Consider the following 25,278-nt stretch of genomic DNA (forward strand, 5'->3'; position numbering starts at 1 on the left):
CCGTATCCGAAGCCACGCGAGGGCCCGATTTTCCGGCCCCGCGCCGATGGCTGGAGGACAGCGACCTGCCCTCCGCGCCGAGGTGGCGTCCGCTGGCCGCCACACCAGATGTAGACGGGGAGACAGCACACCCGCCTACTCCTGGAAGTGGACCTGGAGCAGGCCGCTCTCGGGCACCACCACGCGCTGGGGAGGGAAGACGGGGAAGGGGCGCTTGTTGAAGGCCGCCTCCTCCAGCCGCACCGTGTAGGGCCCCGGCTCCAGCCCGAGCTGGACGAGCCGGCCCTTCTCGACGCTCGCGGACTCGCTGTCGCCATCGTCTCGGTGGAACTGCACCTGCGCGTCGAGGGGGCGCCCCTGGCCGTCCTTGACCGTCACCTCCACGCGGGGACCCGGGGTCAGGCGGAGGGTCAGCTCCTCCTGCTCGGGGCCCACGGCGAGCTGCAGCTTCCGGTAACCCGGGTCGTTCACGATGAGGGTGAGGGCTTCCGGGGGCAGGTCGTGCAGCTCGAAGGTGCCGTCCTCCCGGGTTATCGCGATGGAGATGGGGGCGGGGTGTTTGACCGCACCGGTGGACCCGGCGGCGTGCACGACGCAGATGTTGGAGAGGGGCTTGGACGTCTCTGCGTCCACCACCCGGCCCTGGAGCGCGCGGCCCCGGCTCATGCGCAGCACGCCCAGGTCCACATCCGCGTTTCCGGTAAGCGGCCTCACCTCGCGCACCAGCGAGGCCAGGCCGTCCGCCTTGAAGATGAGCGGCCCGCCGCCCACTTCTTCACCGGCCACGGCGAAGGCCCCGTCCTCGGCCTCCTGGGGAGAGCCATTCACCCGGAAGCTTCGGAGGGGCGCGCCGTCGGGCCCCACGAGCCGGCCGATGACATGCGGATGGCGGGTGAGGACGATGCGCATCTCGGCCGTGCCGGCGCCGACGCGGAGCAGGCTGCCCTCCTCCCCGGCGGGCTCGCCCGTCGAGTGCTCGGCATCCAGGGTGTAGCCCACCTTCAGGACGCGGACGTCGTACGCGGCTTCCGTCAGGCCGTGCAGGGTGAAGCGCCCATCCGGGCCCGTCTCGACTCCCAGGGGCGGACCATGGTGGCTGTGGCGGCCCTCCTTCTTCCAGACCGGCCCGCCCTTCAGGGGCGGCGTCCAGGCCCGGACCCAGGCGCCTTCCACGGCCCGGCCCGCGCCGTCCACGACGATGCCGGACAGGGTGCGCTCCGGCTCCATCCGCAGCACTACCCGCGTCCGCATGCCGTCTCTCAGCTCCACCACGCGCCAGACCCTGCGGGTGAGGTCTTTTGCCGCGCGCGTCGCCAGCAGCAGGTAGCGGCCGGGCTCCACGCCACGCAGCTGGAAGAGGCCCTCCTTGTTGGTGTACCCGCCGCGTCGCAGGTTCAGCTCCTCCCGTCCCTCCGGGTCCTGCAGCTCCACGAGGAAGTCCTCCAGGGGCAGCCCGTGTGCATCCACCACCCGCCCCTCCACCGACGCGCCGGTGCGCAGCGTGAGGTGGACGTCCGTCGAGGGCGCGCGGACGGGAAAGGACGCCTCGATGAAGGGCACCTCCGAGATGTCGATGCGGTAGTCCCCGGGCTCCTTCGCATCCAGGACGAAGCGCCCCTCCGCGTCCGTCCAGGTGCCCTCCTGTGGCTCGTCCCAGGGCACGTCCGGAGGGGTGGGGCGCACGAAGGAGAGCTCGAGGCCGGGCAGCGGACGGCCCTCCGCATCCGTGACGCGGCCGGTGACGATGGCCGCGCGGAGGAGCGTGAAGTCCACGGGCTTCATGGCCGCGTCCAGATTGCGCTCCTCGGACTCCTCCATGTCGACGTACCCGGACGCCTCCACCGTGAAGCTCCAGGCGCCGGGCTCCACCGGGCCCAGGCGGTAGTGCCCGTCCGCGCCCGTGACGGCGCGCAGGTTCGCATTGGACTCGCCGAGCGAGCTCACCTCCACGCGGGCCCCTGCCACCGACCGTCCCGCGTCGTCGCTCACGGTGCCTTCGACGTGGAGGGCGCTGCCCAGCTCCAGCACCACCTCTGGCGTCGAGGTGCCCGCCGTCGCGTGGGCGAGCGCGTAGCGTCCCTCGCGCGAGGCGCTGAGCGTGTGCGGGCCCTCGGGGAGCATGAGGCTGAAGCGGCCGTCCGCGTCCGTGGTGAGGCTCCGCGCGGTGTCATCGGGGAGGTCCGCGCCGCGCGCCACGCGCACCTCGAGGCCCGGCACGGGGGCGCCACCGGAGAGCACGCGGCCGGAGAGCCGGCTGGGCCGGTGGAGCGTCACCTGCTGATTCGGTTCGCCGTAGCGGAGAACGAGCTCCGGGAACCAGCCGTCCTTCGCGACGAAGATGAAGTACATGCCGAAGGGCAGGGGGCCCACGCGGAAGCGTCCGTCCGCGCCGGTGGTGGCGTCGAAGTAGCGGGTGTGCATCGAGTTGAGCACCGTCACCGTGGCGCCGGCCAGGGGCGCGCCGTCGCCGACGACGAGGGCCTCCGTCATGAGTCCCTGTCCCAGCACTAGCTTCACGTCCTCGGAGCCGGCGGAGACGTCGTCACGCCTCACCGCGCCGTGCTCGCCGAGCGCCCAGAGCGCCAGCGGACCTTCGGGCAGGGCCTCGAGAAGGAACGTTCCGTCCGTGCCGGTGGTGGCCTCGGCGTAGACGGGGGCCTCGCCCTCTCGCGCGCCGACGAGCTCCATGACGAGGTCGGTGACACGACTCATGCAATCGGGGAGCGTCTGGCCCCGGGTGCTCGGGTCCCTCGGGTCCTCGTGGGGCTCCAGTGAGCCTTCGGGGCAGGGCAGCTCGGAGAGCGTCTGCCCGGGCTCCGGCCACGAGGCGGAGACGCGGACTCCGGCCACGGGTGCGCCCTGCGCGTCCACCACGGTGCCGCGGATGTGGAGGCCGGCGCCGGGGCGCTGCGACGGGGTGGTGACGGAGGCGCGGGACGTGCGCGGCGTCGCGGTGGCGCGGTTCGCCTGCTCCGGGGTGGACGGCTCGCTGCTCCCGCCTCCGCGGAGCACGCCCCAGGCCACGAGTGCGAGCGCGCAGACGATGACCACTCCAGGCATCCACCGACGCATGCGCGAGCGACCTCCGGCCACTGCCATCAGACGCAACACGATAGCAGGACAGGGCGACGGCCCGCCGAAAGCGCCACTCTCCGGGCCGCGCGGCAATAGACTCCCGCCACCATGCCCCTGCCTGGCCAGCGACACCTGTTCGAGATTCCCGACGGCGTCACGTACCTCAACTGCGCGTACATGTCCCCGCAGCTGCGCGCCGTGCGTGCGGCGGGCGAGGTGGCGCTGGGGATGAAGGCGCAGCCGTGGCGCCTGACGTCGGAGGACTTCTTCACCCACTCGGAAGCGCTGAGAGCGCTCTTCGCCCGGCTGGTCGGCGCGGACGCGGACGGCGTGGCGCTGGTGCCCTCGGCCAGCTACGGCATGGGGGTGGCGGCGGCCAACGTGCGCGTGCGCGAGGGCCAGCGCATCGTGGTGCTGGCGGAGGAGTTCCCCTCCAACTTCTACCCGTGGCGCGAGGCGGCGCGGCGCGCGGGCGCCGAAGTCACCACCGTGGCGCGCCCGGAGGACGGTGACTGGACGCGCGCGGTGCTGGCGCAGGTGGACTCGCGCTGCGCGGTGGTGGCGGTGCCGCACTGCCACTGGACGGACGGCGCGTGGGTGGACCTGGTGCGCGTGGGCGAGCGGGCGCGCGAGGTGGGCGCCGCGCTGGCGGTGGACGGCACGCAGTCGGTGGGCGCGCTGCCCTTCGACGTGGGCACCGTGCGGCCGGACTTCCTCGTGGTCGCCGGCTACAAGTGGCTGATGGGGCCCTACAGCCAGGGCTACCTCTACGTGGCGCCCCAGCACCGCGAGGGCCAGCCGCTGGAGCACAACTGGCTGGTGCGCCAGGGCAGCGAGGACTTCGCCCGGCTGGTGGACTACCGCGACGCATACCAGCCCGGCGCGCGCCGCTTCGACGTGGGCGAGCGCAGCAACTTCCAGCTGGTGCCCATGGCCGCGGTCGCGCTGAGCCAGCTGCTGGACTGGGGCGTGGACGAAATCCAGCGCACGCTGCGCGTGCTGACGGAGCGCATCGCCCGGGGTGCAACCGGGTTGCGACTGGAAGTCACGCCCGAGGCGCACCGAGTGGGGCACCTCATCGGCCTGCGGCGCCGGGGCGGATACGCGCCCGGGGTGGCGCAGCGACTGGCGGCGCAGGACCTCCACGTCAGCGTGCGCGGGGAGAACCTGCGCGTGTCGCCGCACCTCTACAACACGCCGGAGGACGTGGACCGGCTGCTCGCCGCGCTGGCGCCACTGCTGTAGGCGCACGCATGCGACGCCAGGGCCCGGGCACCGCCCGGACCCCTGGCGCCTTCATGCCCTTGCGAGCGAATCACCGCTGCTGGGTGTCTTCAGGAACCGTGTCCACGCTGCCGGAGCCACCGGTGCCCGCATCCATCATCGTGCCGGCATCCACCTTCGCCTTCGCCTTGCCGCTGCCGCCGGTGCCAGTGGTTCCCGTGTCCTGACTGCTCATGCCGCTGGAGCCCGAGCCACCGGTGCCCTCCATGCCCGCGCCTTCCTGCTCCTGGCTCTTCTGCCGGCAGCCCGCCACCGTCATCATGGCCGCCGCCACCGCGCCCAGCACCATCCACTGCTTCAAAGTCTTCATCCAGACGCCTCCCGTGAGATGACTGGCCCAAGGCTGGGAGCGGTGACGCTTTGCGGCACCTGTCCTCGCGGTCCGGGTGCCCGCTGCTCGGACCGTCAGCGGCCGGGCAGGCGGGCCTGTCATCTCATGGGGTTCGAGCGGCTCACCCCACGCGGCGGAGCACGAGCAGCGCGTACTCCAGTCCGCCATCCATCAGCGCCTGCTGGAGCCGCAGGTGCTCGCGGCTGGACTCGCGCCCCGCGAAGGAGGACGTGCGCGACGGGTACGGGCCGCCGAGGCTTGCTCGCTCGTGCGCGAGCAGCTCCAGCGTGAGGGACCAGAAGCCCACCACGCGCGAGGACACGTCGTCGCGCACTTCCAACTCCAGCCCCGCGGCGTGCGCGGCCGACAGGTACTCGGCCATGGAGCCGATGCGCGTGCGCCAGTACCTGTCGAAGGGCGCGGCCGCCTCGGGCCGGCCGAGGAAGCAGTCGGCGATGGCCACCACGCCCCGGGGCTTGAGCAGCGCGCGCACGCGGCGGAACCAGTCGGCGCGCGGCAGGTAGCACGCGCTCTCCACCGCCACCACCGCGTCGAAGCACGCACGGCCCGGCACCGCGAGCGCGTCGCACAACAACGGCCGCACCCGCGCGCCCAGGCCCGCGGTCTCCGCGAAGCCTCGCACCAGCTCCACGTGCGAGGGCACGTTCGTCACCGCCGTCACCCGCGCGCGGTGCTCGGCCGCCCAGTACAGCGCGCCGCCGCCCAGGCCGCAGCCCACGTCCAGGACGTCCCCACCGTCGGGGAAGCGGCCCACCGCGCGCGCCAGCTCCGCGAGCAGCGACTCCTGCGCGCCGTGCACCTGCGCGCGCACCACGTCCTCCGGCGAGCCGGGCGGAGGCACCGCGTCCACCAGCCCGGCGTGGTAGTGCACGCGCGGCCCCGGCCCGTACCGCCGCAGAATCCGCTCCGTCTTCGCTTCGTAGTACCCGGCCACCTCGTCACGCCACGCGTCGAGCATCGGGGCTTCAGCCCTCATGACTCCACCTCCGGGAGAATCGGTTCGATGCGGCGCAGCGCCGCATCCAGGCAGCGCAGGTCCTGCCGCCGCAGAGAGTCGGTGGCGGCGCGGGCCCAGCCCACCACCACGTTGCGGTCCTCGCGCGGCATGCTGGTGAAGCGCGCGTCGCGCGAGCGGATGTCCTCCACCACGTGCGCGGCCACGCCCAGCGCCCGGCCCGCCACCGCCGCGCGCTCCTCCAGCACCGTGCCCGCCCACAGCACGCGCAGGTACGCCGCCCACTGCTGGCCGGCGATGCCCTCGGCCACCTGGCGGAACAGCGGCGCCGTCCACTCGCGCGCGCGGACCTCCAGCGCCTGCGGGCCCGCCGCCCTCGCCAGCGTGAGCGCGGCCTCCGCCAGCGCGGGCGCGGGCACCCGCGCCTGCGCTCCCGCGAGCGTGGCGAAGGCCAGGTTCTGCAGGAGGAACTGCACGCACGGGCCCACGCGCAGCGGTGCCTCGTGGTAGGTGCAGTCGCCGTCGATGAGGTCGTCCGCGAGGTTGCCCGCGCAGAAGCTGAAGAAGAGGCCCGCGCCGCGCGCGAGCAGGACGTCCCGGGGCAGTCCGGCCTCGGCGCCCGCTTCATAGAAAAGGGGCAGGGGCCCGGGCTGGGCCGCCTCCAGCGCGGCGAGCACGTCGCGCTCGGACACCTCCGGCAGCTCCAGCCGCCGGAGCAGTCGCAGGGACTCCTGGTACAGGGCTCCGCCGCTCATCGGTACTCCCTTGGAATGAGCATGCGCAGCAGGGCGCCACCGCCGGGTGCGTTCTGCCGGTGCAGCATGCCGCCGCTGGCGCGCAGCAGGCACTCGCTGGTGTAGAGGCCCAGCCCGGTGCCCTGCGGCTTGGTGGTGTACAGCTCCTCGGCGGGGCCGGTGAGGCGCCCGGTCTGGAAGCCCGGCCCGTCGTCGATGATGACGACCTCCAGCCGCCCGCTGAGCGGCTCCACGCGCGCGCGGATGCGCACCTCCTCCGCGCCCTGCTCGCCGTCCCCCTCGCACGCGTTGAGCACCAGGTTCTCCACCACCCGGCGCAGGGTGGGGGCGCCGCCGCGCATGAGGGCCCGCAAGGGCGCGCCCTGCTCCACCTCCACCTGGATGTCCACGTCCGGGAAGCGCAGGCCCACGCTGACCTGCACCGCTTCCAGCAGCGGGGGCAGCTCCACCGGCTCCGGCTCCGAGCCCGCGTACCGCCGGCCCTTGGCGCGAATCTCCGTCACCATCTCCTTTATCTGCGCGAGGCTCTCGTGGAGCTTCTTCACCAGCTCCTCGAACTCCACGCGGCCGAGCGCGCCGCGCTGCACGCCCATGACGGTGAGCATGTCCGCCGCGCTGCCCGCCGTCAGGAGCGCGTTGTCCAGGTCATGGTGGTAGCCGAGGATTTCCCCCAGCGCCTGGGACAGCCGGCCCACGTCGCGCTCCTGCTGCTCCAGCAGCTGCGCGTGCACGGCGGCGCGCAGGCGCTCCGCGTCCGCGCGGGCCCGGTCATGCTGCACGGCGAAGGTGCCCAGGTAGAGCTGCGCGGCGAGCGCCGCGGGGCCGATGACGCCGAAGAGCGCGAGGTGCTCGTCGCTCACCCGCAGCAGGAATGCGGCGAGCAGCGCCACCGCGGTCCCCAGGGCGAGGAAGGGCTGGCGCGGCGTCACGCGGTGCAGCCGGCCGTGGAAGGCGGTGGTGAAGAGGAAGAGGGACGCGAGGACGGCGGCGCCCGGCAGCGCGGACAGCGCCATGAGGGAGGCCACGAAGAAGTGCACGGTGGCCACGCCGACGGCGAGCCACACCCAGCCCCACGGCTCGATTCGGCGGCGGTGCCGGTGGACGGCGGAGAAGAGCAGGCCGCTGGCCAGCATGGGCGCGGCGCACAGCAGCGCGGTGCCGAAGGGGATGCCGAAGAACAGCCGCGCTCCCGGCGCCCACGCCGCCACGGCCAGCAGGCCCACCACGAAGGCGGTGAGGCCCAGCCAGGGGCCCACGCCCGCGGCGGCCAGCACCTCGGCCGCGTCCTGGGAGCGGGTCCACCGGCGGAAGGCGGCCGTGACGGTGTTGCGAGCGCTCATACCGTGGTGGTGAGGGAGGAGCCCGAGACCTTTTGGAGGATGTTGGCCTCCAGGGTGGCGTGCGCGGCCCGACGGTCCAGCTCCGCGACGATGTCCGGGTTGCCGCTGCGCAGGACGTGGACGGCGACCTCGCCTCCAGCGAGGACGTGGTGCAGCGCCTCCAGCACCGGCTGCAGCGCCGGGTGGAGCGCGAGTGAGCCCTCCGGCCCCTCCACCGCTCCCAATTCCTGCGTGCGCAGCAGGTACGCGCCCAGCGAGCTGGCCACGTTGACGTTGACGATGCGAGGCGTGTTGGTGGTGTCGTTGCCGTCCACTGAGATACCCCCCCGGGCCCGCTTCCAGGCCCCCATCGTGGTTGTACATGCTTCCCTCGGCCCGAGTCGCCTCCCCGTCCATGCATCCGCCTCCGGGGCTGTCATGACGCGGCCTCGTGCAGTGGGTCTCCGGTGACGTGGAGGGACGCCCGTGAGGCGTCGAAGGCGAGCACGGCCTGGAGGTCACCGGCGCGGCGCGGCTTCGCGTCAGCGGCCTCGCGCACTTGCGACGCGGTGCGGGAGACGGCCAGGACGCTGAAGTCGACGAGTGGATGGAGCAGTCGTTCTTGAGGCCTCATGCTGGCAGCCCCCCCGGGAACCAGTCACCGCCGTGGATGTCGCCTCGCGGTGCCATGTCGCGCCTGCCACCGCACCTTCTCCTGACAGCGAGCTAAGCGGTGCCCCGCGAGTCCCGTCAAACCCATGAGTCAGGGGAGTGTTGTCCAGCGGCTTGGCGTCGCCCCCGGGGGCAGGTGGGTGCACGGCAGTGGACAGGGTTGGGGCGTCATCACGGGCGCGGCCGGATGACGGATGGGCGTAGGGCGCACGCCGCCTGCGTGCGAAGGTGCGCCGCGCATGTCTCGAATGGGAATGAAGCCGGGCCCGGTGGGCGTGGCGGTGCTGGCGGTGCTGGCGGCGATGAGCACCATCCAGTTCGGAGCCGCGCTGGCGAAGGGGTTGTTTCCCGTCGTCGGCGCGCAGGGGGCCACGGCGCTGCGGCTGGCCTTCGCCGCGCTGATATTGCTGGCCGTCTGGCGCCCGTGGCGGACGAAGCTCACCGGCCGCGCGCTGCGCATCGTCATGGTGTACGGCGCGGCGCTGGGCGTGATGAACCTGACGTTCTACCTGGCGCTGGAGCGGATTCCGCTGGGCATCGCGGTGGCCATCGAGTTCACGGGTCCGCTCGCGGTGGCGGTGCTGTCCACGCGCCGGGTCCTGGACTTCGTGTGGGCGCTGCTCGCGGTGGCGGGCATCCTGCTGATTCTTCCGCTGACGGAGGCGTCCCAGGCGTTGGACCCGGTGGGCGTGGTGTGGGCGCTGGCGGCGGGCACGTGCTGGGCGCTGTACATCCTCTTCGGGCAGCGGGCCGGCGCGGCGGTGCACGGAGGCACGGCGACGTCGCTGGGGATGGTGACGGCGGCGCTGCTGGTGTTCCCCTTCGGCGTGGCGCACGCGGGGCGGGGGATGCTGAACGTGTCGCTGCTGCCAATGGCGCTGGGCGTGGCGGTGCTGTCGAGCGCGCTGCCCTACTCGCTGGAGATGATTGCGCTGAAGGCGCTGCCGACGCGGACGTTCGGAATCCTGATGAGCCTGGAGCCGGCGCTCGCGGCGCTGTCGGGACGGGTGTTCCTCCGCGAGCAGCTCACGGTGGTGCAGTGGGTGGCCATCGGCTGCGTCATCCTCGCGTCCGCGGGGAGCGCGGCGTCGTCACGGCAGGGGGTGGTGCCGCCGGAGGCGGCACCGTGAGCCGGTAGCGTCCGCTCACTTCGTGTCTTCCGCCGCGCCCTCCTCGGGAAGCTCGAAAGTCTCCGACGTGTACTTCCCCGTCTTCGCGTCGAACGTGTGACGCGAGGTGAGGTGCTTCGCGCCGCGCTTGCCGTCCGCGTCCTCCGCCACCTCGAACGCCTCGATGCGCGTGAGGTCCGCGCTCACCGTGTACTCCACCGGGTTGCCCGTCCGTCCACCCGCGCCCTCCAGGTCCACCGGCTTGGAGAACTTTCCCTGCGCGTCCATGGTGACGGAGCGGAAGAACACCAGCGGGCACGCACCGCACGCGCCGCTGCCCATCGGACTGGAAGGGCCGTCGTACACCCGGAGCACGTGCAGGCCCGGCGCGCGCGGTGTCACCTTCACCTGGTCATTGCCCAGGTTCTGCATGTGCAGAATCGTCTGCCCCTTGCGAGACACCAGCCACCGATTCACCCCGCCGTACTCGTCCGCCGTCGCCGGTACGGACACGAGCTCCACGTCCCCCACCTTCCCCAGGCTCGTCACCGTGCCCAGGTCCACCTGTGTCACGTCCGGGCTCGGCACCGTCGGGCTGAACTGGTACGCCTCCGCCCGGTTCACCCAGACCTGGAGCGCATCCGCGCCCGGGCCCGGCAGGTACGACGCGCCGGGCTGCTCCTTCAGCGACCACTCCAGCAGCTCCGGCCACTTCCCGAAGCGCAGCGGCTTCGTCAGCGTCACCGCGTGGAACGTGGACGCGTCCGCGAACTTCCGCTTCGGTGACGAGGACAGGAACGTCTCCTGCTTCGCGCCGCCCTCGTCGCTGTCCACCAGGTCCACCAGCACGCGCACGTCGCGCAGTGGCGCCTGGGCGGTGCGCGGGAAGGCGCCCACGGGGATGAAGGCCTCGAAGCGGTAGCCGCCAGGGAACGTCTCGTAGCGCGCCGGGCCCACCGAGCCATTGAGCCCGAAGCGTATCGTGCCCTTCGGCGACAGGGCGTACTGCGCCACCAGCTCCGACTGCAGCTGCTTGCGCCGCGCGGTCTGCTGCTTCCACCACGCCTTGCACTTCGCCGGGTCCACCTCGGACACCGTGTCGCAGTCCGACTCCTTGGGGACGAGGTTTTCGGCCACGTGGCTGATGAAGGCCAGCGGCGGCATCTTCGGCTGCGGCAGCGCGAGCCACACCTCGACATGGTCCGCGTTGATGTCCTTCTTGTTCGTGAGCTGGACCTTGTCGTCGAGCACCTCGCCCGCGATGGCGAGTCCCTCTGGGCCCACGGCCAGCCACACCTTCGCGGATAGGTCCTGGGGCGAGGCGACCTTGAGCGCTCCGGCCACCTGGTTCGCCGCACCCATCGTGAGCGAGGGCCGCTGCGTCCACTCGTCGAGCTTCCCGTCCGCCTTGAAGCCCGCGGGGACTCCCTCGTGGAGCTGGACGGAGCCGCTGGAGGGCGCGGCGGCGAGGAGCAGCAGCGTCGTGGGCAGCGTGAGCATGGCGTTGTTCCCCCGGAAGAAGACGGCCGCCGCATGAGGGACACCGAGTCCCTCGGGCACCGCGTGACGTGCGCTTCCTTGTGTAGCACCTCGCACGGTGAGTGGGGACGTAGCGACAGGTCGCGCACCCCACCGTGCGTCCGGTCGAGCGTCTTCGTGCTCGCACGGCGACGCCTGCCGCGCTACACGGCGGCGCCATGCGAGACCGAATCCAGGCCGTGCTCCGCCAGCTCTCCCAGACGCCTCAGCTCGAGGCGCGCTGGCTGCACACCCTGTCCCTCATGGAGTTCATCGGCGCGCGGAAGATTTCGCGCACCGTGGCGGACCGGCATCCTTCGCTGGAGGTGCTCGGCCACCTCGCGGACGAGACGCGGCATGCCTTCGCCTTCAAGCGACTGTCGGCGGAGGTGGCCGGCGCTGAAATCACGGCCTTCCTCTGCCCGGAGGCCGCGGGCCGCTACTTCCAGGCGCTGGACCACGAGCTGGCCACCTGGGCCACGGCCCACACCGGCGCGCCGGACGTGTACCTGCACTACCTCCTCACCACGACGACGATTGAGCGCAGGGCCATGGTCCTCTACCCGCTCTACAAGGCAGCCTCGCGCCACCCCTCCGTGCGCGAGGAACTGGGCCGCGTCGTCACCGAGGAGCAGAGCCACCGGCGCACCATCGAGGACGCGTGCGTGGCGCGCCTCACCGCCGTGGGCGCCTCGCTGGACGAGGCACTCGCGCTGGAGGAGCGCCTCTTCGGGGCCTTCATCGGTGAGCTGGAGGCGGCTGTCACCCGCGAGATGTCCACTCCGAGCCATGACGCACTGCCCTTCACCGCGACGCAGGGCGACGAAGGCCGGACGGCCCGCGCGGCGAAGTAGGTTTCAGCGCGCAGGCGCCGCGCACCCGGGGAGTGTCCATGGACCTCGAGAAGGGGTCCGGCACCCACTGCGCCGGGTCGCTCACTCCCCGCTGGAGTCCTCCGGCGCGCCCGTCCCGCCCGCGCCGGCGAGCACGAGCTTCCCTTGCGTCCACTCGCCACGCAGGTTGCGCGCCTTGCGTGCGCGCTTGCGGCTGAGCTCCACACCCACCGCGTCCAGCCCGAGCGCGTTGGCCACGGCGAGCACGGTGCCATGTCCGCAGAACGGGTCCACCACGGTGCGCGTGGCGGTGTGCTCCAGGATGAAGCGGCACGCGGTGAGGCATGCCTCCACGCCCATGCCGCGCGTCCACGTCACCTCGCCCGCGTCGGGCAGCACGTCCGCGGTGGACTTCCCCATGTCCACGCGCACGCCCTTCGAGAAGGCCAGCAGGTGCGAGTACGCGGGCCGGCCGAACGTCACCGTCCCCGGCGCTCGACGGCACACCACTTTGTGGAAGAGCAACTCGCACCCGGCCTCCTCCGCCGCGCGCGCCACCAGGTAGCCCTTGTCCACCCAGACGCCGTCCTGCTTCACGTCCGTCTGGTAGAAGAGCGCCACGCCGTCCGCCGGCACGCGCGAGATGACGAGCCCCGCCGCGCGCTGGAACCACGCCTTCCACTCCGCGAGTGTGAGCGAGGGGAACTCGGACACGTCCGGCAGTGAGGCGATGGCCGAGCACCCCTCCAGCACCGGCCGCGCCTCCAGCCACGCGAGTGCGTCCTCGCAGTACACCGTGCGCCGGGGCTCTGCCGAAGGAGCGCCGCCCGTCCCGTCCCGTTCATCCGCCATGAGGGCGCGGAGTCTGCCAGAGCGGACTCCGCGCATGACGCCTGTCCTCCCGTCAGCCCGGTGAGGGGGCCTTTCACTCCGTGCGCGCTCCTACATGGCCCCCCATGGCGCATGTCTCAGGGTCGTGGCTTGCTTTCAGTCCTGCACATTTTTTCCGCACTGTTTTATCCTTTTGCTCCGAGGAGACTGCATGCCCACGACTTCCGCATCTGACGGGACTTCGCTGCACTACCGCGTCATTGGTGATGGTCCGCGCACGGTGGTGCTGGTGCACGGGTGGATGGTGTCTGGAGCGGTGTGGGACTCGATGGTCGAGCGGATGGACCTGACGGGGCTGCGCCTGGTGATTCCGGACAGCCGTGGCACGGGCCAGTCGGGGAAGCCGACCGGGGGCTACACGCTGCAGGGGCTCGCGCAGGACGTGCTCGCGGTGGCGGACGCGGCCGGTGCGAAGCGCTTCACGGTGGTGGGCCACAGCATGGGTGGCCAGTTGGCGCAGTGGGTGGCGGCGCAGGAGCCCTCGCGGGTGGAGGCGCTGATGCTGCTCAACCCGGTGCCGGCGGCGGGCCTGCCGCTGCCTCCGGACGCGGCGGGGCTGTTCCGCACGTCGGCGGGCAACCGCGAGAAGCAGACGACCATCATCAACCTGTCCTGCAAGTCGCTCGGCACGGATGTGCTGGAGACGATGCTGAAGGACGCGGCGAACACGTCCGCGCCGGCCATCGAGAACATCTTCGACGCGTGGACCAAGGGCGGCTTCGCCGACAAGCTCTCCGCGATTACGGCGCCCACGCTGGTGGTGGCGACGGACGACGCCTTCCTGCCGCCCGCCTTCCTGCGCGACGCCGTCGTGAATCCCATCCGCCGCGCGCGTCTGGCGTACCTGCCGGGCCCCGGCCACTACCCGCAGGTGGAGCGCCCCGTGGAGGCCGCGGCGATGCTGACCGCCTTCCTCGCCGGCTCCTCGCCGGCATAGCGCCAGCCAAGGCACCGCAGGAGGCACGATGGCCTGGAGCATGAACTTCGAGTACGACGCGCCGAACGACGTCGTCACCGCGCACTTCACCGACTGCATCCTCAGCAACGAGGCGGATGTCCTCCGCTGGCGGCGAGAGGTGGAAGAGCACCTCTCGAAGTACCCGGGGAAGGTAGACCTGCTCATCAACCTGGACGGGCTGGTGGTGAAGTTCACCGCCGGGCGCGTCTTCGGCAAGGAGCGGCGCGAGGTGCTCGAGCGCTACACGCACCGCTCGTACCGCTTCGGCGGGGACGAGATGACACGCATGTTCGTGCTCACCAGCGGGGCCATCAACGGCGCGGCGGTGAACCACTACTCCACGCGCGACGAGGCCCTCGCCGCGCTGCAGGCCGAGCGCGAGGCGCTGCGCAAGCGGGGCTTCTCGCCCTTCGGCGGAGGCTTCGTCGGCAGCAAGGCGTGAGCTGAGCGCTACACGCCCGCGAACCACTCGTAGCCGCGGTCTTCCCAGTAGCCCCCGGTGGGCTCGGGCAGGAAGTTCACCTCGGTGAGGTACTTCACCATCTTGTAGCCGAGCTTCACCGCCGAGTAGAGGCGCAGCGGCGCGCCGTGCGCCGGAAGCAGCGGCTGCCCGTTCATCCCGTAGGCCAGCATCGTCTGCGCGTGGAAGGCGCTCGGCCTGTCCCAGGACGAGTAGTAACCCGAGTCGAACGAGCGGAACTCCACGTAGCCCGCGCGAGGGTCCGCGCCCACGTGCTCGGCGAGGTCTCTCAGGCGCACCCCGTGCCAGGACGCCACCGCGCTCCAGCCCTCCACGCAGTGGTGGCGGATGCGGTACTCCGTGCGAGGCAACCGCTGCAGGTCCTCCAGCGACAGCACGCCCGGGCGCTGCACCAGGCCGCCCACCTTGAGGGCCCAGCCCGCGGGCGCGAACGGCACGGTGTCGGAGATGTAGTACTGCGGGAAGGCGCCGGGCGGCGTGTCCTCCGACGGCGGCAATTCGGGCGCGAGCTGATCCGCGTCGAAGAGGGCGGACTGGAAGCGCGCGTTGAAGCGCTCCATGGCGCCGAGGAAGCCTTCGCGGGGGCGGCTGCTGTCGCACGCGCTGGTGGTGAGCGCCGCCGCGCCCAGCAGGGCGGTGCGCCGGGTGATGAGTCTACGCATCCGGCTTCCTCCCGCCCGTCACCATCTCCCCCAGCGTGCGCGGGTGGAGCAGCACCAGGACGACGTGGCCCACGGTGAAGAGGGCGAAGGCCGCGAGCACGATGAGGTGGAGCGCGCGCGCGGAGTCATAGCCGCCGAAGAGGCGGGTGAGCGACCCGAGCTGCACGGGCTTGTAGAGCACGAGGCCGGTGAGGATGGAGAGGGCACCCAGCACCAGCGTGCCCGTGTAGGCCAGCCGCTGGAGGCCGTTGTAGAGCCCCTGCTCGGGGGCGTGCTTGCGCAGGCGCACGTAGAAGGCGAGCGTGTCGAGCGCGTTGCGCGTGTCGCGGCGGGGCAGGAAGAGGCGGCGGCGCCACTCCCCGCTGAAGGCGAGGTAGAGCACGTACGCCACGCCGTTGAGGGCGAGGAACCAGGCGAAGGCGAAGTGCCAGTGGCGGGCGCCGGCGAGCCAGTCTCCGAGCCGGCTCCACTCCGGCGGCGTGATGCCCTGGAAGGGATACCAGTCGTAGGGTCGCCCCTGAGGGCCCTGCATGGGGTACGCCGCGAGAATCTGCAGGCCGCTGGCCGCCATGATGACGAGCAGCGGCACGTTGAGCCAATGGCTCACGCGGATGGGCCACGGCTGCGGCCGGCGATGTTCCGGGGCGTGCACGGCGGTCCAGGAGAGCACCGCGAGTGGCCGTGTGCCGGTGCCAGCAAGCGCGGATGGGAGTGCAGCGACCGATAGCGGACGTCAGGGGCTTCACGTGCGTCGTGCACCCGACGCCCGTGTTACCCCGGAGGGCGCCACGCCGGAGAGCAGGCTGGCGCGTTCGCAGAAGGGGGGCGGTTCCTTGGGACGGTGAGGGGCTTGCCGGTATCGTTGCGGGCCTCGGCCCCACGCACAGAGGACATGGACATGCATCGAGTGGAAACGACGCGTCTGAGCCTGCTGGCTGGCGCATGGGTGCTGGCCACGATGGCGGGCTGTCACCTGGAGGATTCGACACCCATCAACCTGGAGCCCTCGGGGTCGGCGCGGGTGGTGGTGGCGTTGCCGCGCTCGCTGCCGGTGGCCTCGGTGTCGCGCGTGGTGGCGACGGCGACGCCCGCCGGAGGGAAGCCCGTCACCCAGGAGCTGTCCGGCCAGGGCACGCAGTGGCAGGGCGGGCTGCGCGGAGTGCACGCGGGCGCGGGCGCCACGGTGGAGGCGGCGGTGTTCGACGCGCAGGGCGTGGCGGTGGCGCAGGCGCAGGTCTCCGGGGTGGTGCTGGAGCGGCACCGCTCGGAGCTGCTCGTCCTGGTGCCCCAGGCGCCGTCCCCGGGAGCGCCCGTGGGCAACGTGGCACCCTTCATCGATGCGGTGGTGGCCTCGGCGCCGGGAGTGAAGCCGGGCGCGGAGCTGACCCTGCGCGCCGTCGCGCATGACCTGAACGCGGCGGATGCGCTGACGTACGCGTGGCGGGCCACGGGTGGGAGCTTCTCCAGTGACACGTCGTCCACGCCGGTGTGGACGGCGCCGGCGGAGCCTGGGGCTGTCACGCTGACGCTCCAGGTGACGGACTCGCACGGCGCGGCGGCGACGCTGGACTTCGCGGTCGGCGTGGACCGTGGGGGTGGGGCGGTGGACGGGCAGGCCGGCTTCAACCGCTGGCCCGCGCTGGCGGAGCTGGCGGCGGAGCCTTCGTCCGAGGTGAGCGAGGGCAGCCCGGTGTCGCTCCAGTCGGTGAGCGTGGACGAGGATGGGGATGCGCTCAGCCTCGAGTGGAAGGCCTCGTGCGAGGGCACCTTCGACGACGCGACGGCGGCCCGGGCGAGCTTCACGCCCACCGCGCTGCCGGCGGGGACGTGCAACAACTGCACGCTGACGCTCTCGGTGCGGGACGGGTTCGGCGGCGAGCGCGAGGGCACGGTGGAGCTGTGCGTGGTGCGCAAGCTGCCGCCGGTCATCGTGTCCACCTCGCAGTCCTCGCCGGGGGCCGTGGCGGGCGACCTGGTGCGGCTGCTGGCCACGGCGGAGGACCCGCAGCACGAGCCGCTCACCTTCACGTGGACGACGAACACGGGGTTGCTGGGGCCTCCGGCGAAGTCGGGTGGCACGGGTGAGGTGGACTGGGCGGCGCTGTCCTGCCTGCCGTCGGACGTGGTGCCCACGGTGCAGCTCACCGTCACGAACAGGTCGGGGCTGAGTGACTCGCACACCTTCACGGTGGAGTGGAGCGGTGGGCGGTGCGGCCAGCATCCGCCGTGCGACGTGACGCTGGCGGACGCGAAGGTGACGCTCCAGGCGGACTGCACCACGGAGGGTACGGTGTTCATCCCGGACGGGTACACGTTCGACGGAGCGGGGCACGTGCTCACGGCGGTGGACCCGGAAGGGGGCCGCTACCTGGGCGCGGTGCTGCGCAACCGGGGCGCGGAGGCGCACGTGCGGGGCGTGAAGGTGGAGGGGCGCGCGCTGACGGGGGCGGGGAAGTGTGACGACGGCGCCAACGCACTGAGCGGCATCCGGCTGGAGGGCGCGAGCGGGTCCATCACCGACAGCGAAGTGCGGGACCTGCACCAGCAGGGTGGGAATGGTGGGTGCCAGGAGGGCACGGCCATCGAGGTGCGCAACGCGCAGGACGCGGCGACGGTGGTGCGCGTGGACGTGCTGCGCAACCGGGTGGCGGGCTACCAGAAGGTGGGCATCCTGGGCTCGGGCAAGGTGGACCTGAGGGTGGAGGCGAACACGGTGGAGGGGGGCGGGCCGGTGGCGGCGATTGCGCGCAATGGCATCCAGGTGAGCTCCGGGGCCACGGGGCGGGTGACGGGCAACACGGTGAAGGGCAACGCGTACAGCGGGCCGGGGTATGTGGCCTCGGGCATCCTGGTGGTGGGTGGGCCGTACTTCAGCGTGCCGCTGAGCCGGGACGTGGTCATCCAGGGCAACGGGCTGGAGGACAACGACGTGGGCATCAACCTGTCGCAGGCCGCGGCGGATGGTGGGCCGCTGCCGGAGTCCACGAACATCCAGGTGGTGGACAACACGCTGAGCAGCGCGGCGCTGACGAATGTGTATCCGTACCAGGCGGCCATCTCTGATTACGGCGGCGGCAACCTCATCAGCCGCAATCACATCAGCGGCGCGGGGTATGACCGGGCGACGTCACCGGGGGCGACGTTCGACGTGGACGTGGTGGCGGGGGCGGCCTCGCGCGTGGCCTTCCTGACGGCGCGGCAGACGGTGGCAGCGGGGACGTGCTCGGGGGCGGTGGTGGTGCAGAGCCAGGACACGGTGGGCAACCTGTCCGCGCTGGCGGCGCCCGCGCTGGTGGTGCAGGGCACGGCGGGGGTGACGTTCTACGCGGACGCGGCGTGTACGCAGGCGCTGCCGGCGTCGGGAGCGGGCGCGGAGGTGCGACTGGAGGCGCCGCACCAGGAGGCGGTGTTCTACTTCCGCGCCGCGCAGGCCGGAGCCGTCACGGTGTCGGTGACGGGGGATGGCGTGAGCGCGTCGCAGGCGCAGACGGTGGAGTGAGTGGCGCGGCACGGGGCCGTCCGCTTCGTGCGGACGGCTCCGCGCTCAGGCTTCACGGAATGCTCTCGGGGCTGCTCGTGAAGAGTGCGTGAAGGAGCATCGTTTCTGGTGGCTCCTTGAACTCCACGAAGAGGGGGACACGCAACTGGGCCAGTTCCCGTGGGAGCGTGGTGGCTCCGAAGCTGGATTCAAGCTTCCGGGTCATGATGTCCACGGCGCGGCCTGTCTCTGGGGGAAGCGGGCCGAAGCTCGCCTTCTGGCTGACGCGCTCGGTACCGCAGTACTCCAGCTGCACTCCGTAGACGAAGGCGACCGGCGTCAGGATGCTGAGGCAACCCACGGCGACCCAACGGGACGTCGGATGCGAAGAGGTGTCCGGCGGCCAGGCCACACAGCGGAAGCACGCGTCTCGCGTCGCCGTGGCATCGCTCAGCTTGAATCCAGGGAGCGTCTTCTCGAGCTCTTCCAGCAGAGTCCACCACTGGTCGAGCTTGGGAAGCTCCCGCTCCCAGAGCGTATGGAGCCGTTGCAACTCGGGGCTGACCTCTTGCTTCAGGTAGGAGTCGCGGGTCGAGGGCCAGTAGTTCCGTGCAACGGCCAGAAGGTCTTCGGAAGACAGAGGCATGGGTCACGGCCCTGCTTCAACGGGACTGGCCCGTGCATGGCAGACCCTCGTGGCGTGTGCACCGCCAATGGCGCGGTTGATGATGCTCTCGTAGGTGCTCTTGAACGTCTCACATGCCATGCCTAGGGGTGTGCTGGGCGTGACCGAGCGGAAGGCGGCATGCGCCGCCTCGTTGGCACATTCCGCGGAAACGCGCTGCGCGAGAGACGTGGAGATGGGGCCATCACTATTCTCAAGAGGCATCTCAACGCCGAACTTGCAGACGAAGGAATCACCCGAGTCACGCCTGAGAAAGGCGTGGACGCAGGCTGCGCGCCAGCCTCCGGCACCTGAGCCTCTCTTGGGGACGACCGTGACGAACTGGAAGTGGCTGGGTTGAAGGCTTCCCTCGACGAGGGTCGTCGCCGCTCCCGTGGCACATCCCCAGAGCAGCGGGATCGACACGGTAATGGCTCGGAGGAACAGGACTGCCGGAGATGTGGACGCCACCTTCGCCATGAGGCTCTCGTCGGAAGACACCGCGAGTCTCACATGAGTTCGGTGGCTCGCGGTGAGTCTCCCTCGGTGGCTCGTCGGCCAGTCGACGCACGCGCTGTGCATTCCGGAGCCGTCGGGGTGCCAGGGGGGACGGCCGCATTCACAGGGCGCTGAGCTACAGCCGGAAGTTCGCCGCGACGAGCAGCAGCGTCTGCTCGCGCCGTGAGTCCACGGTGAAGTCCTCGGTGGGACCGCCCTGGAAACCATCGCCCGAAGTGGTGCCGCCCCGGCCCGCGAAGTACGGCACGCTGGAGCGGCGCCACACGCCCTCCAGACGCAGGCCGAGGAAGTCGGTGGGCATCACCTCGAAGGTTCCGGTGAACCCATACACGCGCAGGTCCGTGCCCGGCTGTGTCGCCAGGTCCGGCGGCGGGTACTGCGCGAGGTAGCGCGTGGGGTTCGTCATGTACTCGCCCCGCACCGTGAGGGAGAGCGTGTTGTCGCGGAACCAGACGCGGTGGGCGATGGACGTGCCCAGCATGTACGCGCCCGACGCGCCCGGCAGCCCGTCGCCGCCCGACTCGAAGCCGGCGTGGTTGTTGATGCTGAAGGCGAGCCTGGACACGCCCTTCGCGCCCGGCGCGTTGAAGTAGCGCACGAGGACGCTGTGGTCATGGTGGAAGCGCACCCGCTCCGGGACGCCCTTGGTGTCCGTCCCCACGTAGAAGTTGCTGAAGAGCGCGAGCGCCTCCGTGGGATTCCACCGCAACGCGAAGCCCGCGGACGGCGTGTTGTTCCACCTGCCGTACGTCTGCCAGCCGTTCATCAGCCAGGGCTCGAGCTTCAGCTTCGGCGTGGGGAAGTACTGCGCCCGGATGCCCTGGAAGTAGAAGGGCGTGTGGTCGCAGACGAGCGAGCGCGTGTAGTTCCAGTTCTCGCCCAGCAGGTAGCTCTCCAGGCCGATGTACGACATGAAGATGCCGCCCTCGACGTTGAGGCCCGAGCCCACGTCGAAGTGATAGCCCAGCGTCGCCTCTCGGATGTAGCGCAGGTTCTGCGCCGTCAACGAGCGCCCGCGCGCCACGGTGCCGTCGAGGTCCTGGATGATGTTCAGCATGTTGCCGTACTGCAGGCTGAGCCGGCCCAGCACGTCGCGGTAGTTCCACTCGACGCCAACGGAGGCGAGGTTGATGCCGAACTCGTTGTGCCGGCCCACGCTGGCGCTGCCTGTCAGCGTGTTGTCGCGCGGGCGGTTGAGGCTGAAGGCGTAGTGGGAGTCCAGGTAGATGCTGAGCACCACCGCCTCTGAAATCTGGAGTGGGAAGTCCTTCTGCCGGCTCTGGCCGTTCATCCACGTGAAGTCACCCCACGCGAAGGGGGCGGGCTCCGCGCTTTGCGCCCGCGCGGTGGAGGCCAGCAACAGGAGTCCGGCCGTGAAGAGGGCTCGCGCGGCCGGACGCCTCGCGAGCAGGGATGCGATGAAGTGGGAAGGGGACATGCCCGTCCCCCAGAGCAGCCGGCGTGCCTTCATCCGTGAGCCGCTCGTCTCCTCGTGACTTCAGTCACTTGCGGCACGACAGGCGGCGCGCCGCGTTTGCAAACCACGGCGCGCGGGCAGTGGGAGCCGTGCGAATCGCACGACCGGTGCCGCTCCAGGCAGGAGTGGGGGACGAGGCTTCATCCTGCACGGGCTCCGCGAGGCCATCGTGCGGATTGCAACCCGCGCCGGAAGTGGAGGTCCGCAAGCCCGTGGAACTCCTCGCTTCGTGCATGGCCCGGGTTGGTACGGCGGGTGCTCTTTCAGGAACTCAACCTGGAGTCCTGAATGGACCTCGTCCTCGTCCTCGTCACCGTCGGTTTCTTCGCGCTTGCCTGGGCCTACACCCACGGCTGCGAGCGCCTGTGAGGCACCCCGCCATGACCTTCGAATACGCCGCCGGCGCACTGCTCTCCGTGCTGCTCACCGTCTATCTCGTCTACGCGCTGCTCCGTCCGGAGCGCTTCTAGGGGCCCGCCATGACACTCATCGGCTGGTTGCAGATAGCGCTGTTCTTCGGACTGGTGCTCGCGGTGACGAAGCCGCTGGGCACGTACCTCTTCCGCGTCTTCGAGGGGGACACGCAGCCGCTGCCGCGCGTGCTGGGGCCCGTGGAGCGCGGCCTCCTGCGCCTGTGCGGCGCGGCGGAGCGGCGCGAGCAGACGTGGGTGGAGTACTCCGTGGCACTGCTGGCCTTCAGCCTCTTCGGCGTCCTCATCACCTACGTCATCCAGCGCCTGCAGCACGTGCTGCCGCTCAACCCGCAGGGCCTGCCGGCGGTGGGACCGGAGCTGGCCTTCAACACGGCCGCCAGCTTCACCACCAACACCAACTGGCAGTCCTACGCGGGCGAGTCCACGCTCAGCTACCTCACGCAGATGGCCGGGCTGGCGTGGCACAACTTCACCTCAGCGGCGGCCGGCATCGGCGTGGCGCTGGCGCTCGCGCGCGGCTTCACCCGCCGGCCGGGCCCGGCGGGGCAGAAGACGCTGGGCAACTTCTGGGTGGACCTCATCCGCGGCACCCTCTACGTGCTGCTGCCCATCTGCTTCGTCTACGCGCTCTTCCTGGTGTCCCAGGGCGTGCTCCAGAACTTCTCCGCGTACCAGGCCCTGGTGACGCTGGAGGGAGGCAAGCAGACGCTGGCCATGGGCCCGGTGGCCTCGCAGGAGGCCATCAAGATGCTGGGCACCAACGGCGGCGGCTTCTTCAACGCCAACAGCGCCCACCCCTTCGAGAACCCCACGCCGCTCACCAACCTGGTGCAGATGCTCTCCATCTTCGCCATCCCCGCGGCCCTCACGTACACGTACGGGAAGATGGCGGGTGACACGAAGCAGGGCTGGGCCCTCTTCGCGGCCATGTCCGTCCTCTTCTTCGCGGGCGCGGCCGCCGCCTACGCCGCCGAGTCTCAGCCCAACGCGGCCGTGGCCTCCGTGGCGCAGGTGGCGCGGGACGGAAACCTGGAGGGCAAGGAGGTGCGCTACGGCGTCTCCGCGTCCGCCCTCTTCGCCACCGTGACGACGGACGCGTCGTGCGGCGCCGTCAATGCGATGCATGACAGCTTCAACCCGCTCGGCGGCCTGGTGCCGCTCGTCAACATGCAGCTGGGCGAGGTCATCTTCGGAGGAGTGGGCGCCGGCCTCTACGGCATCCTCGTCATGGTGGTGCTCGCCGTCTTCATCGCGGGCCTCATGGTGGGCCGCACGCCCGAGTACCTGGGCAAGAAGATTGAGGCGAAGGAGATGAAGCTCGCCATGCTGTACGTGCTCATCTTCCCGCTGTTCATCCTCGGGCTGTCGGCGGTGGCGGCGGTGATTCCGCAAGGCGTGTCCTCGCTCAACAACGCGGGGCCGCACGGCCTGTCGGAAATCCTCTACGCGTACACCAGCGGTGCGGCCAACAACGGCAGCGCCTTCGCGGGCCTCAACGCCAACACGCCCTTTTGGAACGTCACCCTGGGCGTGGCGATGCTCGGCGGCCGCTTCCTGATGATGGTGCCGGCGCTGGCCATCGCCGGCTCGATGGTGGGCAAGAAGGTGGTGCCCGCGGGCCCGGGCACCTTCCCCACCCACGGCACCCTCTTCACCGGCCTGCTGGTGAGCGTGGTCCTCATCGTCGGCGCGCTCACGTTCTTCCCCGCCCTCTCCCTCGGTCCCATCGTCGAGCACTTCCTCGCCGGGGCCGGAAAGGTCTACTGACCATGAGCTCCGCTGCTTCCAAGCCGGCGTCGCTCCTCGATGCGTCGCTCCTGAAGCCCGCGCTGCGGGACAGCCTGAAGAAGCTCCACCCGCGCGACGTGGCCCGCAACCCCGTCATGTTCGTGGTGTGGGCCGGCAGCCTCCTCACCACGGTGCTGGTGGTGAAGGACCTGGTCGCGCCCCGCACGGACGCCGCGCCGCTGTGGTTCACCGTGTCGGTGACGCTGTGGCTGTGGTTCACCGTCCTCTTCGCCAACTTCGCGGAGGCCGTGGCGGAGGGACGTGGCAAGGCCCAGGCCGGCGCCCTGCGGAAGCTGCGCAAGGACACTCCCGCGCGGCGCCTGGTGGACGGGCGCGAGGAGCGCGTGCCCGCTCCCGAGCTGCGCAAGGGTGAACTCGTGGTGTGCGAGGCGGGTGACGTCATCCCCGGCGACGGCGAGGTGGTGGAGGGCATCGCCAGCGTGGACGAGTCCGCCGTGACGGGAGAGTCCGCCCCCGTCATCCGCGAGTCCGGTGGTGACCGCTCGGCGGTGACGGGCGGCACGAAGGTGCTGTCGGACCGCATCGTCGTGCGCATCTCCGCCAACCCGGGCGAGTCCTTCCTGGACCGGATGATTGGCCTCGTCGAGGGCGCGGCCCGGCAGAAGACGCCGAACGAGATTGCCCTCCACATCCTCCTGGTGGGCCTGACGATTGTCTTCCTGCTGGCGTGCGTGACGCTGGTGCCGCTGGCGCTCTACTCGGGCGTGCCGCTGTCGGGCACGGCGGTGGTGGCGCTGCTGGTGTGCCTCATCCCCACGACGATTGGCGGCCTGCTGAGCGCCATCGGCATCGCGGGCATGGACCGGCTGCTGCGCAAGAACGTGCTGGCCATGAGCGGCCGCGCGGTGGAGGCGGCGGGCGACGTGGACACGCTGCTGCTGGACAAGACGGGGACGATTACGTTGGGCAACCGCATGGCCACGGAGCTGTTGCCCATGCCAGGCATCCGCATGGAGGAGCTGGCCGAGGCCGCACAGCTGGCGAGCCTGGCGGACGAAACGCCCGAGGGGCGCTCCATCGTCACGCTGGTGAAGGACACCTACAAGCTGCGGCCGCGCGAGCTGCAAGCGCATCACGCCAGCTTCGTGCCCTTCACCGCGCAGACGCGCATGAGCGGCTGCGACCTGGTGGACCCGCACCCGCGCAGCATCCGCAAGGGCGCGGTGGATGCGATGGTGAAACACGTGCAGGCGCAGGGCGGTGCGGTGCCGGCGGAGCTGGCCCACGCGGCGGGCCGCATCGGTGACGCGGGCGGCACGCCGCTGGCGGTGGCGGACGGGGTGCGGCTGCTCGGCATCATCCACCTGAAGGACGTGGTGAAGGGCGGCATCAAGGAGCGCTTCGACCGCTTCCGCGCCATGGGCATCCGCACCGTCATGATTACGGGCGACAACCCACGCACCGCTGCGGCCATCGCGCGCGAGGCCGGCGTGGACGACTTCCTGGCGGAGGCCACGCCGGAGGCGAAGCTCGCCCTCATCCGCACCGAGCAGGGCAAAGGCAAGCTGGTGGCGATGACGGGCGACGGCACCAACGACGCGCCCGCGTTGGCCCAGGCGGACGTGGGTGTGGCGATGAACACCGGCACCCAGGCGGCGAAGGAGGCGGGGAACATGGTGGACCTCGACTCCAACCCCACCAAGCTGCTGGAGGTGGTGGAGGTGGGCAAGCAGTTGCTGATGACTCGCGGCACGCTCACCACCTTCTCCATCGCCAATGACGTGGCGAAGTACTTCGCCATCCTCCCGGCGCTCTTCATGGGCGTGTTCCCGCAGATTGCTCCGCTCAACGTCATGGGGTTGGCGTCGCCGTTCAGCGCCATCCTGTCCGCGGTCATCTTCAACGCGCTCATCATCATCGCGCTCATCCCCCTGGCGCTGCGCGGCGTGCGCTACCGCCCGCTGGGCGCGGCGGCGCTGCTGCGGCGCAGCCTCCTGCTCTACGGGGTGGGCGGCGTCATCGTTCCCTTCGTGGGCATCAAGGTCATCGACGTGCTGCTCGGCGTCGTGGGCCTGGTCTGAAAGGAATCCATC

The 25,278-nt window shown here is 71.1% G+C and carries 22 protein-coding genes; 9 read left to right on the plus strand and 13 right to left on the minus strand.

What is annotated here, in order from left to right; genetic code table 11:
- Positions 1-135: 135 nt before the first annotated feature.
- The gene (locus tag G4D86_RS14150) at positions 136-3,072 is read right to left on the minus strand and encodes a carboxypeptidase regulatory-like domain-containing protein (protein WP_163993716.1); all 2,937 of its coding nucleotides are present in this window, start codon (positions 3,070-3,072) and stop codon (positions 136-138) included.
- A 111-nt stretch (positions 3,073-3,183) separates the two neighbouring features.
- On the opposite strand from G4D86_RS14150, the gene G4D86_RS14155 reads away from it, so the two are divergent.
- Entirely contained in the window at positions 3,184-4,320 is a 1,137-nt protein-coding gene (locus G4D86_RS14155) for an aminotransferase class V-fold PLP-dependent enzyme (RefSeq protein WP_163993719.1), read from the plus strand.
- A gap of 70 nt (positions 4,321-4,390) precedes the next feature.
- On the opposite strand, the gene G4D86_RS14160 is transcribed toward G4D86_RS14155, so the two are convergent.
- From G4D86_RS14160 to G4D86_RS14185, 6 genes are all read right to left on the minus strand, one after another.
- Positions 4,391-4,669 carry a hypothetical protein gene (locus G4D86_RS14160; protein ID WP_163993721.1) on the minus strand — a complete coding sequence of 93 codons (279 nt, stop codon included), beginning with the start codon at positions 4,667-4,669 and terminating at the stop codon, positions 4,391-4,393.
- 142 nt (positions 4,670-4,811) lie between these two features.
- Positions 4,812-5,687 carry an SAM-dependent methyltransferase gene (locus G4D86_RS14165; RefSeq protein ID WP_163993724.1) on the minus strand — a complete coding sequence of 292 codons (876 nt, stop codon included), beginning with the start codon at positions 5,685-5,687 and terminating at the stop codon, positions 4,812-4,814.
- On the minus strand, positions 5,684-6,421 hold the full coding sequence (locus G4D86_RS14170) for a hypothetical protein (protein ID WP_163993726.1): 738 nt from the start codon (positions 6,419-6,421) through the stop codon (positions 5,684-5,686). Before G4D86_RS14170 ends, G4D86_RS14165 begins: the two co-directional genes overlap by 4 nt.
- Positions 6,418-7,761, minus strand: a complete 1,344-nt coding sequence (locus tag G4D86_RS14175; protein WP_163993727.1) for a sensor histidine kinase — start codon at positions 7,759-7,761, stop codon at positions 6,418-6,420. The genes G4D86_RS14170 and G4D86_RS14175 overlap by 4 nt, the downstream gene beginning before the upstream one ends.
- Entirely contained in the window at positions 7,758-8,075 is a 318-nt protein-coding gene (locus G4D86_RS14180) for a hypothetical protein (protein WP_240360235.1), read from the minus strand. Before G4D86_RS14180 ends, G4D86_RS14175 begins: the two co-directional genes overlap by 4 nt.
- Before the next feature lie 101 nt (positions 8,076-8,176).
- The gene (locus G4D86_RS14185; RefSeq protein ID WP_163993729.1) at positions 8,177-8,374 is read right to left on the minus strand and encodes a hypothetical protein; all 198 of its coding nucleotides are present in this window, start codon (positions 8,372-8,374) and stop codon (positions 8,177-8,179) included.
- 277 nt (positions 8,375-8,651) lie between these two features.
- On the opposite strand from G4D86_RS14185, the gene G4D86_RS14190 reads away from it, so the two are divergent.
- Positions 8,652-9,542, plus strand: coding sequence for an EamA family transporter (locus tag G4D86_RS14190; RefSeq protein ID WP_163993731.1), 891 nt, complete (start codon positions 8,652-8,654; stop codon positions 9,540-9,542).
- 15 nt (positions 9,543-9,557) lie between these two features.
- Here the strand turns inward: G4D86_RS14190 and G4D86_RS14195 are convergent, their stop codons facing one another.
- Positions 9,558-11,081, minus strand: a complete 1,524-nt coding sequence (locus G4D86_RS14195) for a hypothetical protein (RefSeq protein ID WP_163993734.1) — start codon at positions 11,079-11,081, stop codon at positions 9,558-9,560.
- A gap of 137 nt (positions 11,082-11,218) precedes the next feature.
- Here G4D86_RS14195 and G4D86_RS14200 point away from each other — a divergent pair, with 137 nt between their 5' ends.
- Positions 11,219-11,893 carry a hypothetical protein gene (locus G4D86_RS14200; protein ID WP_240360236.1) on the plus strand — a complete coding sequence of 225 codons (675 nt, stop codon included), beginning with the start codon at positions 11,219-11,221 and terminating at the stop codon, positions 11,891-11,893.
- A gap of 81 nt (positions 11,894-11,974) precedes the next feature.
- Here G4D86_RS14200 and G4D86_RS14205 read toward each other — a convergent pair whose 3' ends face one another.
- Entirely contained in the window at positions 11,975-12,724 is a 750-nt protein-coding gene (locus tag G4D86_RS14205; protein ID WP_163994194.1) for a DNA methyltransferase, read from the minus strand.
- A gap of 190 nt (positions 12,725-12,914) precedes the next feature.
- Between G4D86_RS14205 and G4D86_RS14210 the strand changes: the two genes are divergently transcribed.
- Together G4D86_RS14210 and G4D86_RS14215 are read left to right on the plus strand one after the other, a co-directional pair.
- A complete protein-coding gene (locus tag G4D86_RS14210; protein ID WP_163993736.1) occupies positions 12,915-13,700 on the plus strand; it encodes an alpha/beta fold hydrolase in 786 nt (261 codons plus the stop codon).
- 28 nt (positions 13,701-13,728) lie between these two features.
- Entirely contained in the window at positions 13,729-14,163 is a 435-nt protein-coding gene (locus G4D86_RS14215) for a hypothetical protein (protein WP_163993739.1), read from the plus strand.
- Between the two features lie 8 nt (positions 14,164-14,171).
- Here G4D86_RS14215 and G4D86_RS14220 read toward each other — a convergent pair whose 3' ends face one another.
- Together G4D86_RS14220 and G4D86_RS14225 are read right to left on the minus strand one after the other, a co-directional pair.
- Positions 14,172-14,864: a molybdopterin-dependent oxidoreductase gene (locus G4D86_RS14220; protein WP_163993741.1), complete on the minus strand. Its 693-nt coding sequence runs from the start codon at positions 14,862-14,864 to the stop codon at positions 14,172-14,174.
- Complete coding sequence (locus G4D86_RS14225; RefSeq protein WP_163993743.1) at positions 14,857-15,534, minus strand: cytochrome b/b6 domain-containing protein; 678 nt, start codon at positions 15,532-15,534, stop codon at positions 14,857-14,859. Before G4D86_RS14225 ends, G4D86_RS14220 begins: the two co-directional genes overlap by 8 nt.
- 228 nt (positions 15,535-15,762) lie before the next feature.
- On the opposite strand from G4D86_RS14225, the gene G4D86_RS14230 reads away from it, so the two are divergent.
- Positions 15,763-18,363 (plus strand): right-handed parallel beta-helix repeat-containing protein, encoded by a 2,601-nt coding sequence (locus tag G4D86_RS14230; protein ID WP_163993745.1) that lies wholly within the window; start codon positions 15,763-15,765, stop codon positions 18,361-18,363.
- Between the two features lie 52 nt (positions 18,364-18,415).
- Here the strand turns inward: G4D86_RS14230 and G4D86_RS14235 are convergent, their stop codons facing one another.
- Together G4D86_RS14235 and G4D86_RS14240 are read right to left on the minus strand one after the other, a co-directional pair.
- Positions 18,416-18,988 (minus strand): hypothetical protein, encoded by a 573-nt coding sequence (locus G4D86_RS14235; RefSeq protein ID WP_163993261.1) that lies wholly within the window; start codon positions 18,986-18,988, stop codon positions 18,416-18,418.
- Between the two features lie 652 nt (positions 18,989-19,640).
- Positions 19,641-20,996: a porin gene (locus G4D86_RS14240; RefSeq protein ID WP_163993747.1), complete on the minus strand. Its 1,356-nt coding sequence runs from the start codon at positions 20,994-20,996 to the stop codon at positions 19,641-19,643.
- A gap of 386 nt (positions 20,997-21,382) precedes the next feature.
- On the opposite strand from G4D86_RS14240, the gene kdpF reads away from it, so the two are divergent.
- The 3 genes from kdpF to kdpB are packed head-to-tail and all read left to right on the plus strand — an operon-like array spanning position 21,383 to position 25,266.
- On the plus strand, positions 21,383-21,472 hold the full coding sequence (gene kdpF / locus G4D86_RS14245) for a K(+)-transporting ATPase subunit F (protein ID WP_163993749.1): 90 nt from the start codon (positions 21,383-21,385) through the stop codon (positions 21,470-21,472).
- Positions 21,473-21,481: 9 nt separating this feature from the next.
- Entirely contained in the window at positions 21,482-23,203 is a 1,722-nt protein-coding gene (kdpA, locus tag G4D86_RS14250) for a potassium-transporting ATPase subunit KdpA (protein WP_163993751.1), read from the plus strand.
- Positions 23,204-23,205: 2 nt separating this feature from the next.
- On the plus strand, positions 23,206-25,266 hold the full coding sequence (gene kdpB, locus G4D86_RS14255) for a potassium-transporting ATPase subunit KdpB (protein ID WP_163993753.1): 2,061 nt from the start codon (positions 23,206-23,208) through the stop codon (positions 25,264-25,266).
- Positions 25,267-25,278: the final 12 nt, after the last annotated feature.

Origin of the sequence: Pyxidicoccus caerfyrddinensis (assembly GCF_010894405.1) — a bacterium.
Lineage (GTDB): Bacteria > Myxococcota > Myxococcia > Myxococcales > Myxococcaceae > Myxococcus > Myxococcus caerfyrddinensis.